Here is a 10,442-nt window from a genome sequence, read left to right as displayed (position 1 = left end):
GCAAACATGAATCTACGTTCGATCGATCTGAACCTGCTGGTCATACTCGATGCGCTGCTGACGGAGAAGCAGGTCACGCGGGCCGGCCAGAAGGTCGGCCTCACGCAGCCGGCCGTCAGCAACGCGCTGGCGCGGCTGCGGTTCGTGTTCAAGGACGAGATCCTGGCGCGCACCGCGGTCGGCATGGAATTGACGCCGCGCGCGCAGGCGCTGGCCATGCCGGTTCGACAGATCATGCAACAAATCGAGGAATTATTTGAATCGGATTATCAATTCAATCCTTTTACGTCCGAGCGCCATTTTACGGTGCGCATGTCGGATCTCACCGAGCTGCTTTTACTGCCGGCCCTGCTGCGCTGCATGCGCCTGACCAGCCCGAATATCGGCATGGACGTCGTGCACATGAGCGCCGCCAAGACCGCCGACGCGCTCGAATCGGGGCTGCTCGACGTGGCGATCAGCGCGGGCCTCGAACATTCGGGCACGCTGTCGTCGCAAACGGTGTTTCATGACCGGATGGTCTGCGTGATGAGCCGCAGCCATCCGGACGCGGGCAAGCCGCTGACGCTCGATCGGTTCCTCGCGCTCGACTTCCTCAACGTGACGATCAACCCGGTCGACCACAGCCTGATCGACAACCTGCTCGCGAACATGAACTGCACGCGGCGCATCGTGCTCAACGTGCCGCACTGGCTCGTCGTGCCGAACATGCTGGATGCGCTGCCGTACGCGGTGATCATGTCGGAGCGGCATGCGCTGAGCCTCGACGATGCGCGGCTCGTGATCCGCGAGCTGCCGCTCGCGATGGAGCCCGTCGCGTGGTCGCTGTACTGGCACCGCCGCTACGACGGCAGCAACGCGCACGCGTGGCTGCGCGGCCGCATCGTCGAGGTCGCGGAAGCGCTCGAGCGGCACGGCGTCGCGGCGGAGGCTTAGGGCGTCGACTGAGCTCGCGGGTCAGCCGACGACGAGCAGCGGCGGCAGCGTCGCGACGTCGGGCTGCTCGTCGAGCCGCCACAGGTAATCGAGCGCCGCGCGGATCTGTGTCGGGGTCCAGTGCCGCCGGCAGTTCTTCGTGAACTTCGCCTCGTAGTCGTCGCGCCGCATCGGCCGCGTCGGCGAGCCGGGCAGGTCGTCCACCTGCTTCGCGCAGGTCGTGCCGTCTTCGCACACGGCCGTCACCCGGTTCGGCGCCTGCGCCGGATAGCGGGCGGTCAGCGCCGGGTCCTCGCGCACCGTGATCCGCTCGATCAGCGCGCGCAGCGCCGGATCGCGCAGCGCGTCGTGCCGGTAGCTCTCGGTCGTGATGTCGCCGTCGAGCATCGCGCGCGCGACGATGTACGGCAGGCTGTGATCGGCGGTCTCGTGGGTCGACGGCGCCCATTTTTCACGGTCGCGGCCGGCCGTCACGTAGCCGACCTCGGTCGTGTGGATTTCGATGCGCCGGATGCGGCGCAGGTCGCCGACCTGCGCGGCGACGTCGAGCGCGGCCGGAATCGCGGTCTGCGTGAGCCCTTGCGCGGGATAGAACTTCACGAAGCACTTGCCGATCCGGAACGCGCCGCCGCGCCCGCCGAATTCGCGCGTGTCGACGGCGAACGGCCCGGACACCTGCGGAAAGAATCCCGCCATCCCCTCGAAGATCGGCGCGGGGCCGGTCAGCCCGGCGCGCGCGAGCTGCGTCGAGAACACCGCGTTGCGCGCCGCGTCCGCATCGGCGAGCGCCTTCCAGTTCGACAGCTGCTGGACACGGGTCTGGTTCAGCGCGAGATGGCTGTTGATCGACAGGTTCACCGCCTGCACCAGTTGCGGCGCGGGCATGCGCATCAGCTTGCCGGCGGCGAGCGCGACGGCGGGCAGGCTGTAGCACGTGTGGTCCCAGCCGCGCGGGCTGATCGCGGCGGCGTCCATCAGCCGGCACGCGATCTCGTACGCGATCGCGATCGACAGGATCAGGTCGCGGCCGCTCGCATGCTGCGCTTCGGCGACGGCGAGGCACGCGGACATGTTGTCGCTCGGATGGCCGGTCTCCTTGCCGGCGTACGCGTCGTTGAAATCGTAGTAGCGCAGCGCGGTGCCGGTCGCGAACGCGGCGAGATCGGGGCTCGTGCGCTGGCTCGTGCCGACGATCGTCGACACGCCGCCCGGCGACGCGAGCGCCGCGTCGCGCGCGATCCGCACGGGCCGTTCGTCGTGCGCGGCGATCGCGCAGCCGAGCGCGTCGATCAGGTGCGCCTTGATCGTCTCGATCGTCGCGGCGTCGAGGTCGCGATACTGCAGCCCGGCCGCGTAGTCGGCGAGCTGTTGCGCGAGATCGGGATGGCCGGCGGTTGCGTCGGCGGCCGGCAGCGAGCCCGCACGGGCGCGGGCGAGCGGCAGCGCGAGCGCGGCGCCGGTCAGGGTGGCAAGGAAGTGGCGGCGGTTCATGGTGCGAAGACTCCGAAGGTTCCTGAAACTGGGGGATAGGCGAGCTCAGAACAGCTTGCGCAGGCCGAGTGCTGCGCCCGCGCTGCTGGCGCGGTCGGCGGCCAGCGTGTAGTGGAGAAAGTTGTAGTTGTAGTTGTCGAAATCGAGCGCGGCGCGGCGCGCGTAGCCGCCCGCCAGGTACAGCGTGACGGTTTTCGACAGGAAGTAGTTCAGCTGCAGCGTGACCTGCTGCGGGTTGGCCGGGTGCGGCGTGGGCGTCTGCGCGTTCGGCGGATTCTGCGCGCGGATGTCCTCGTAATAGAACGCGCCGACTGCCTGCAGGTAAGGGGTGATCGCGTAGCGCACGCCGGCCCACCAGAACGTGTAGCGCGTCACGACCGACGGCGCGGCGACGCCGCTCTGGCCGTGCGTGACGCCGGCCAGCAGCTGCGCGCGGTCGATGGACACGATCGCGGCGGCGGCGTAGCGGCGGAAATGCGCGAAGCCGCCCGGCTGCGGCGTGTTGACGTTGTCGAACGCGGCGGCGAACGAGAGTGCGCCGCCGGCATAGTCGAAGCCGGCGCCGTACGCGGCGTTCGACTGGAACGCGCCGGGCGTCCCGCCGAACGAATAGTGCGTTTCGAGCGTCAGCGAGCCGATCTTCGCGAGGTACTTGGCGACGTTGTTCTCGCGGAAGCTGACGCCGACGATCGCGCCGGCCGGCTCGTACAGCGTCGAGTACGCGCCCGTCGGCGAATAGTGCTCCATGATGTCGAACAGCGTCGAGTACTGGCGGCCGAGCCGCAGCGCGCCCCAGCGCTCGTGCTGCAGCGCGACCCACGCGGAGCGGTCGAAGCCGCCCGCGCCGGTGCCGGTGCCGTTGTTCACGTTGATGCCGCTTTCGAGCCGGAACGCGGCCTGCCAGCCGCCGCCGAGCTCCTCGACGCCTTTCAGGCCCCAGCGCGAGCCGCTCTTGCCGCCCGAGGCCATTCGCACGAGCGACGCCGACGACTTGCCGTCGGGCGCGGCCTGGTGGGTGAGGAATTCCGTATAGACGTCGGCGACGCCATACAGCGTGATCGTGCTTTGCGCGCAGGCGCTGGCCGATACGAGGCCCAGTCCGCACAGTGCGGACATCCGCTTGCCCATTGCCGGTCTCCTTTTCGGGTTGTTATTTGATTGGGGCGCCGCGCCGGTCGAGCGGCGCGGCGATGCTGCGGGTCGACGCTATCCGGGCCGGGCGGCGAACGGACGGCGTCGCGGCGGGACGCACGCGCGTACCACGCGACGCGCGCGTGCGCAGGGACGTGCGCAGGGACGAAACGCAGCGATGAAGGGCGGCGCGCGCATCACCGGGGCGCGCCTTCGGCGCGCGCCTGCACGGCCGCGTGACGCGCGAGCACGCGCTTCGCGCGGGCGACGCCGGGCGCGTCGACCATCCTGCCGTCGACGCGCAGCGCGCCGCGCCCGTTCGCGCGCGCGTCGTCGTAGGCGGCCAGCACCGCGTTCGCGTCGCGCACCGCGTCGTCGTCGGGCCGGAACGCGCGGTTGAGCGCGCCGACCTGCAGCGGATGGATGCAGGTCGCGCCCGCATAGCCGAGCTCCGCGGATGCGCGCGCGATGCGCTCGAACGCGTCGAGATCGCGCAGCTCGTCGAGGCCGCCGATGAGGCCGAGCGGCAGGATGCCGGCGGCGCGCGCGGAGATGATCAGCAGCTGCTTCGGCACGCGCAGCACGTCGGCGCTCGCGCCGCTTTCGCAGTTCAGCGCGAAGTCGCCGCCGCCCAGCATCATCGCGACGACGCGCGGCGACGCCCGCGCGATCCGGTCCATTGCCTGGAACGCGCGCGGCGTTTCGACGATCGCGACGATCCGCGTGCGGCCGGGCGGCGCGCCGGCCTCCTCTTCGAGCGCGGCCAGCAGCTCGTCGATCGCCTCGACGTGCGAGCCGCCGCGCACCTTCGGCAGCACGACGCCGTCCACGCCGGCCCGCACGGCCGCGCGCAGGTCGGGCACCAGCAGGTCGAGCGGGCCGTTGGCACGCACCAGCACGTCGCGGCCCGGCGCACGCAGCGCCGGCACGGCGTCGGCCAGCCCGTCGCGGGCGGCCTCCTTGCACGCGGGCGGGACGCTGTCCTCGAGATCGAGGATCAGCGCATCGGCGTCGCTCGCGGCGGCCGATGCGACGAAACGGGGGACGTGGGCGGGGACGTACAGCAGCGAGCGCCAGACGGGTTGGGACGATGGATTCATCGGTGATCTCAAGAAATGAAAGTCACTTTCATTTTTGTGATGGATGACCCCATTCGTCAAGATTATCGTTAACGCCTAGTTTCCGGGGGAGATTGCACGAGGATGAGCGAGCGAAGCGGCGCGGATTCATGTTGATGTCATCGATGATCTGCGTATAATGAAAGTGACTTTCATTTTTTTGGATGCCGGCCGCCGCGACGCGGCACGTATCGCCCGGCATCGCACGAGGTGGACATGAGCAAGGTGGAGACAAGCAATCCGGCAGAGGGCGGCGTGGCCGCGGTCAACCGCGCGCTGACCGCGCTGCTGGCGTTCGGCAACGCGCCCGGCGGGCTGATGCTCGCGCAGGTCAGCGAGGAGACGGGGCTCAACATGAGCACGCTGTTGCGGATGTTCGAGTCGCTCGAGCAGTTCCGCTTCATCAAGCGCCTGCCGGACGGGCGCTACGTGCTGGGGCCGGCCGTGTTCCAGCTCGGGATGATGTATCGCGAGTCGTTCCAGCTGCGCGAGTACGTGATGCCGATCCTGTCGAAGCTGTCGGCGGAAACCGGCGAGACGGCCGCGTTCTACGTGCGCGAAGGCGACCAGCGCGTGTGCCTGTTCCGCATCCAGGCGCAGCGCTCGGTGCGAACGCATCTGCGCGAGGGCGACCGCTTCCCGCTCGACGTCGGCGCGGCCGGGCGCGTGCTGCTCGCGTTCAGCGGCACGCGCGGCGGCGACTACGAGAAGACGGCCGAGCAGGGCTATGCGGTGTCGATCGCCGAGCGCGACCCGGAAAGCGCGGCGATCGCGTGCCCGGCGTTCGGCGTCGGCCGCGTGCTGAGCGGCGCGATTTCGCTCGGCGTGCCGCGCTATCGCTTCAACAAGAAGGTGCTGGCCGACTACCTGCCGCGCGTGCAGGCGGCCGCCGCCGAGCTGACGCATGCGCTGGGCGGCGATCTGCCCGCCGCGGGCGCGGCGTTCCGCACGGCCGACCAGCTCGGCGCGCTGCTCGAGTAGCGCCGGCGCGCGGCCGAGCGCGCGCTTTCCCCGCATTCCGCATCGAACGACACACACACCAACCAGGAGACAAGCATGTTCGTTCCCGATCCGCAGGCCGCTCACGCGGCCGGCGCGCGCCGTCGCGCGTCCACCGGCCCGATCCATCCGAAACCGTTCGACGCCGGCGCGCAGGGGCCGCTCGCGGGCGTGCGCGTCGTCGACCTGTCGCGCCTGATGGCGGGCAACATGCTGAGCGTGCAGCTCGCCGATTTCGGCGCGGACGTCGTGAAGGTCGAGAGCGAGCGCGGCGATACGCTGCGCGCGGTCGGCGCGGGCGGGATCAGCACGAACTGGAAGGTGTACGGTCGCAACAAGCGCAGCGTGTGCGTCGACCTGCGCGCGCCCGAGGGGATCGACATCGTCCGCCGGCTGGTGCGCGACGCGGACGTGTTCGTCGAGAGCTTCAAGCCCGGCGTCGCCGAGAAGATGGGGCTCGGCCCGGACGACCTGCTCGCGATCCGGCCGCAACTGGTGATCGCGCGGATCTCCGGCTGGGGGCAGACGGGGCCGTACCGCCACAAGCCGGGCTTCGGCACGCTCGCGGAAGGGTATGCGGGGTTCGCGGCGATCAACGGCTTCGCCGATCGCGAGCCGGTGCTGCCGCCGATGTTTCTCGGCGACATGACGGCCGGGCTGTCCGGCGCGATCGCCGTGCTGGTTGCGCTGCATGCGCGAGACGCGCACGGCGCGGCGGGGCAGGTGATCGACGTGTCGCTGTTCGAGCCGCTGCTGTCGATTCTCGGGCCGGCCGCCGCCAACTACGTGCTGACCGGCGAGGTCAAGGCGCGCACCGGCAGCCGCTCGTCGAACACCGCGCCGCGCAACGCGTATCGCACCCGAGACGGCAAGTGGCTGTGCCTGTCGAGCTCGACGCAGGCGATGGCCGAGCGGCTGTTCCGCGCGATCGGCCGCGCGGACCTGATCGACGATCCGCGCTACGCGACCAACGTGCAGCGCGTGCAGCACGCGGAGGCGCTCGATGCGATCGTCGGCGAATTCATCGCCGCGCGCGATCTCGACGCCAATCTCGCGTTCTTCGAGGAAGCGGGCGTGACGGTCGGGCCGATCCAGGACATCGCGCAGATCGTTCAGGACCGCTACGTGATCGAGCGCGAGGCGATCGTCGAGCTGCCGGACGACGACGTCGGCAGCCTGCCGATGCACAACATCACGCCGCGCCTGTCGGCCACGCCCGGCGTATTCCGCCGGCCGGCGCCCGCGCTCGGCGAGAACAATCGCGAGATCCTGCTGCCGCTGCTCGGTGAACGCGAATACGAGCGGCTCGCCGGGCTGGGCGTGATTCGCACGCGGTAGGCGCAAGATTCTGGGCACGACGCGCGACGCGGCCGCGAAGGACGGCCGCCGCACCCTGGACATTGCATGGAGGAGACATCATGAAGCCACGCTGGACCCATCGGCCGCCCGGCTCGAACTGGGGGGATTTCGGCCCGGACGATCAGAAAGGGCGCTTGAACTGGCTGACGGCCGACGCAGTGCTGCGCGGCGTCGCGGAGGTGCGCGAAGGCCGCGTGTTCTCGCTGAGCCTGCCGCTCGACGTGCCGCGCGGCGGCGGGCTGAACGCGCGGCGCCGGCCGCCGGCGATCATGCCGGCGTTGCTCGGCGACCAGCCGTATTTCGGCTATCGGGCGGACGAACAGGTTGCCAACGCAACCGACGTGGTCTGCGACGATTCGTTCTGCATGCACTCGCAGTTCTCGACGCAGTGGGATGCGCTGTCGCACGTCGGCTCGCTGTTCGATTCGGCGGGCGACGGCGAGCGCGCCCGCGTGTTCTACAACGGCTACCGGATGGACGAGCACATCCAGGTGCCCGAAGCGGGCGCGCCGCGCGGTGGCGCGCGCGCGCTCGGCATCGAGGTGATGGCGCAAACCGGCGTGCAGGGGCGTGGCGTGCTGGTCGACCTGCGCCGCCACTTCGGCGACGAGCGGCGCAAGATCGGCTACGCGGAATGGATGGCGGTGCTGCGCGCGGACGACGTGATCGTCGAGCGCGGCGACATCGTGTGCGTGCATACGGGCTTCGCCGATCGCCTGCTCGACGCCGACGCGCGCGGCGAGCCCGGCGCGCCGGACGTGTGCTGCGTGCTCGACGGCAACGATCCGCGCCTGCTCGAATGGATCGACGCATCGGGGCTCGCCGCGCTCGCGGCGGACAACCACGCGGTCGAGGAGCGCCCGCGCCATGCGTCGGCGCGCGAGCGGCCCGGCGCGCTGATGCCGCTGCACGAGCTGTGCCTGTTCAAGCTCGGCATTCATCTCGGCGAGCTGTGGCACCTGACGCCGCTCGCCGACTGGCTGCGCGCGCACCGGCGCAACCGCTTCCTGCTGACCGCGCCGCCGCTGCACCTGCGCGGGCTCGTCGGGTCGCCGGTCAATCCGGTCGCCACCGTATGAACGCCGGCGCCGCGCGCACCCCGCGCCGGCGCCCTGTCCGCCGCTTCGCGCAGGCCGCGCGGGCGGATCATCGAGGAGTCGCCATGTCCCATTCCCATGCGGCGTCGATCGCCGCGCGCATCGACCGCCTGCCCGCGACGGCCAGCATCTGGACGCTCGTGCTGTTCCTGAGCGTCGGCGGGTTTTTCGAGGTCTACGACCTGTTCCAGATGACCTACCTGCCGCCGGGGCTGATCCGCGACGGCATCTTTCGCGCGGGCTCGCACGGCGTGCTCGGCATGTCGGACCAGGGCGCGCTCGGCGCGGCGACGTTCGCCGGGCTGTTCGTCGGCGAGATGTTCGTGTCGCGCCTCGCGGACCGCTTCGGGCGGCGCGCGCTGTTCACCGGCGCGCTGCTGCTGTACACGGCGGCGAGCCTTGCGATGTGCGTGCAGACGCATGCGATCGGCATTCTCGTGTGCCGCTTCGTCGCGGGCTGCGGCATCGGCGCGGAGCTGATCACGATCGGCGCGTTCCTGACCGAGCTGGTGCCGAAGGCGGTGCGCGGCCGCGCGTTCGCGCTGTGCTTCGCGGTCGGCTATCTCGCGATGCCGGTGCTCGCGCTGGTGTCGTGGCTGTGGGTGCCGCGCGATCCGCTCGGCATGTCCGGGTGGCGCTGGGTCGTGCTGCTCGGCGGCAGCGGCGCGGTCGTCGTCTGGTGGCTGCAGTCGAGGTTGCCGGAGTCGCCGCGCTGGCTCGCCCGCACCGGCCGCGAGGCCGAGGCCGAAGCCGTGCTGCGGCGGCTCGAGCAGGCGGTCGAGCGGGAATCCGGCCGGCCGCTGCCGGCGGTCCGGACGCTGGCCGTCGCGGCCCCGGCCGCGCAGCGCGCGCCGTCGATGTGGGACGCGCGGCATCGCGGCCGCACGGCGATGCTGATCGCGTTCAATGCATTCCTGAGCATCGGCTTCTTCGGCTTCAGCCAGTGGCTGCCGACGCTGCTCGCCGCGCAGGGCGCGACCGTCACGAAGAGCCTCTGGTATGCGTTCTTGATCGCGTTCGCGTATCCGGTGTCGCCGTTCGTCGCCGGCCTGCTTGCCGACCGGATCGAGCGCAAGTGGCTGATCGTCGCGTCGGCGTTCGGCGTCGCGCTGTTCGGCACCGCGTTCGCGATGTCGGCGCAGGCGCCGTTCGTGATCGCGTTCGGCCTGCTCGTCACGCTGTCCAACACGGTGCTCGCGAGCAACGGCACCGCGTACCAGTCGGAAGTGTTTCCGACCGAGATCCGCGGGCGCGCGCTCGGCTTCGTGCATTCGATCGGCCGCCTGACGGGAATCGCGAGCAGTTTCGTCGTCGCGCTGCTGCTCGAACGCGCCGGGGTGTCCGCGGTGTTCGTGCTGATCGGCGGCAGCATGCTGATCGTGATGCTGTCGATCGGCGCGTTCGGGCCGCGGACCAACAACCGGGCGCTCGACGAGATTTCGGACGGCGGCGCCGATGCTGCGGCGGGCGAGGCCGCGGATGCGCGGCTGGAGGTGCTGCCGACGCGGCGATCGTGAGAGGCGGGGGCTGCGCGGGCGGCTCGTCTCGGGCGTCCGCGCAGTGTCTCGACTGGATTCAGCAGCCGGCTGCTGAATCGCCTGCGGCACGCTGCTTCGACGGGCAGCAGACGGAACCGTACGAGCAGAATACGCAGCAGTCGCCCGGCTTCGGCGTCAGCAGCGCCTTGCAGCCCTGGCACTCGTAGAAGAACTGGCACGCGTCGACCGGCATCGTTTCCTGCCGCGCGAATCCGCAGCGGGGGCAGGTCAGTATGGATTCCAGACGGAGTTCGTTCATGACGTTCGGTTGGGCATGAATTCCGGCACGCGCTCGGCGTCAGCGGTCCGTGTCTCGCACGTTCGGCGGCCATGACCACGGCGAGCGCCGGCGAATCAGTTCGTCGAGCGACAGGACGCCGCCGCCGCGGCACAGCAGGATGAGCAGCATCGCCGCCCACTGCAGGTGCGTCGGCCACGCGAGCGGATACACGAAAATCTCGATGACGGTGGTCATCCCCAGCAGCACCAGTGCGACCGGCCGCACGCCGAGCCCCAGCACGAGCAGCACGGGGGTGCTGAGCTCGATCGACACGGCCACGTAAGCGGCGATATCCGGCGGCAGCAGCGGGACGCGATACTCGTCGCGAAACAACGCCAGCGCGGCGTTCCAGTCCGCGAGCTTCGTCATCGCCGAATTCCAGAAGATCGTGGCGACCGCGAGCCGCAGCGGGACCGCGAGCAGCCAGTATGGCACGCGATCGAGCCACCGGATCGCGCGCGACAGCACGACGCGCAACGGCATGCCGATGTGT

General features: G+C 70.3%; 10 protein-coding genes. 5 read left to right on the top strand and 5 right to left on the bottom strand.

Translation table 11 applies throughout. The features are described from left to right. Nucleotides 1-6: 6 nt before the first annotated feature. Nucleotides 7-936, top strand: a complete 930-nt coding sequence (locus tag ACFIMZ_RS33615) for a LysR family transcriptional regulator (RefSeq protein WP_431823727.1) — start codon at nt 7-9, stop codon at nt 934-936. 21 nt (nt 937-957) lie between these two features. Here the strand turns inward: ACFIMZ_RS33615 and ACFIMZ_RS33610 are convergent, their stop codons facing one another. The 3 genes from ACFIMZ_RS33610 to ACFIMZ_RS33600 form a co-directional block, all read right to left on the bottom strand. Then, nucleotides 958-2,427, bottom strand: a complete 1,470-nt coding sequence (locus ACFIMZ_RS33610; protein WP_431823726.1) for an MmgE/PrpD family protein — start codon at nt 2,425-2,427, stop codon at nt 958-960. A 45-nt stretch (nt 2,428-2,472) separates the two neighbouring features. Then, nucleotides 2,473-3,555, bottom strand: a complete 1,083-nt coding sequence (locus tag ACFIMZ_RS33605; protein ID WP_431823725.1) for a porin — start codon at nt 3,553-3,555, stop codon at nt 2,473-2,475. Nucleotides 3,556-3,755: 200 nt separating this feature from the next. Then, a complete protein-coding gene (locus ACFIMZ_RS33600) occupies nt 3,756-4,658 on the bottom strand; it encodes an HpcH/HpaI aldolase/citrate lyase family protein (protein ID WP_431823724.1) in 903 nt (300 codons plus the stop codon). A gap of 234 nt (nt 4,659-4,892) precedes the next feature. On the opposite strand from ACFIMZ_RS33600, the gene ACFIMZ_RS33595 reads away from it, so the two are divergent. From ACFIMZ_RS33595 to ACFIMZ_RS33580, 4 genes are all read left to right on the top strand, one after another. Then, entirely contained in the window at nt 4,893-5,657 is a 765-nt protein-coding gene (locus ACFIMZ_RS33595) for an IclR family transcriptional regulator (protein ID WP_431823723.1), read from the top strand. A 75-nt stretch (nt 5,658-5,732) separates the two neighbouring features. Then, on the top strand, nt 5,733-7,013 hold the full coding sequence (locus tag ACFIMZ_RS33590; protein WP_431823722.1) for a CaiB/BaiF CoA transferase family protein: 1,281 nt from the start codon (nt 5,733-5,735) through the stop codon (nt 7,011-7,013). A gap of 80 nt (nt 7,014-7,093) precedes the next feature. Beyond that, a complete protein-coding gene (locus tag ACFIMZ_RS33585; protein ID WP_431823721.1) occupies nt 7,094-8,113 on the top strand; it encodes a cyclase family protein in 1,020 nt (339 codons plus the stop codon). Nucleotides 8,114-8,196: 83 nt separating this feature from the next. Continuing rightward, entirely contained in the window at nt 8,197-9,648 is a 1,452-nt protein-coding gene (locus ACFIMZ_RS33580) for an MFS transporter (RefSeq protein ID WP_431823720.1), read from the top strand. Nucleotides 9,649-9,706: 58 nt separating this feature from the next. Here ACFIMZ_RS33580 and ACFIMZ_RS33575 read toward each other — a convergent pair whose 3' ends face one another. Next, nucleotides 9,707-9,928, bottom strand: coding sequence for a GDCCVxC domain-containing (seleno)protein (locus ACFIMZ_RS33575; RefSeq protein ID WP_431823719.1), 222 nt, complete (start codon nt 9,926-9,928; stop codon nt 9,707-9,709). 39 nt (nt 9,929-9,967) lie between these two features. Next, entirely contained in the window at nt 9,968-10,432 is a 465-nt protein-coding gene (locus ACFIMZ_RS33570; RefSeq protein ID WP_431825432.1) for a DoxX family protein, read from the bottom strand. Nucleotides 10,433-10,442: the final 10 nt, after the last annotated feature.

The sequence above is a fragment of the Burkholderia sp. F1 genome (assembly GCF_050813845.1).
Classification (GTDB): domain Bacteria; phylum Pseudomonadota; class Gammaproteobacteria; order Burkholderiales; family Burkholderiaceae; genus Burkholderia; species Burkholderia ubonensis.
The sequence above is the reverse complement of the archived record's forward strand: the minus strand, read 5'-3'. Positions and strand labels throughout refer to the sequence as shown.

Bases quoted from the DNA above. Each gene is read 5' to 3' on its own strand.
- ACFIMZ_RS33605 (WP_431823725.1), bottom strand. From the start codon at position 3,555: ATGGGCAAGCGGATGTCCGCACTGTGCGGACTGGGCCTCGTATCGGCC.
- ACFIMZ_RS33580 (WP_431823720.1), top strand. From the start codon at position 8,197: ATGTCCCATTCCCATGCGGCGTCGATCGCCGCGCGCATCGACCGCCTG.
- ACFIMZ_RS33575 (WP_431823719.1), bottom strand. From the start codon at position 9,928: ATGAACGAACTCCGTCTGGAATCCATACTGACCTGCCCCCGCTGCGGA.
- ACFIMZ_RS33570 (WP_431825432.1), bottom strand. From the start codon at position 10,432: ATGCCGTTGCGCGTCGTGCTGTCGCGCGCGATCCGGTGGCTCGATCGC.
- ACFIMZ_RS33585 (WP_431823721.1), top strand. From the start codon at position 7,094: ATGAAGCCACGCTGGACCCATCGGCCGCCCGGCTCGAACTGGGGGGAT.
- ACFIMZ_RS33615 (WP_431823727.1), top strand. From the start codon at position 7: ATGAATCTACGTTCGATCGATCTGAACCTGCTGGTCATACTCGATGCG.
- ACFIMZ_RS33610 (WP_431823726.1), bottom strand. From the start codon at position 2,427: ATGAACCGCCGCCACTTCCTTGCCACCCTGACCGGCGCCGCGCTCGCG.
- ACFIMZ_RS33595 (WP_431823723.1), top strand. From the start codon at position 4,893: ATGAGCAAGGTGGAGACAAGCAATCCGGCAGAGGGCGGCGTGGCCGCG.
- ACFIMZ_RS33600 (WP_431823724.1), bottom strand. From the start codon at position 4,658: ATGAATCCATCGTCCCAACCCGTCTGGCGCTCGCTGCTGTACGTCCCC.
- ACFIMZ_RS33590 (WP_431823722.1), top strand. From the start codon at position 5,733: ATGTTCGTTCCCGATCCGCAGGCCGCTCACGCGGCCGGCGCGCGCCGT.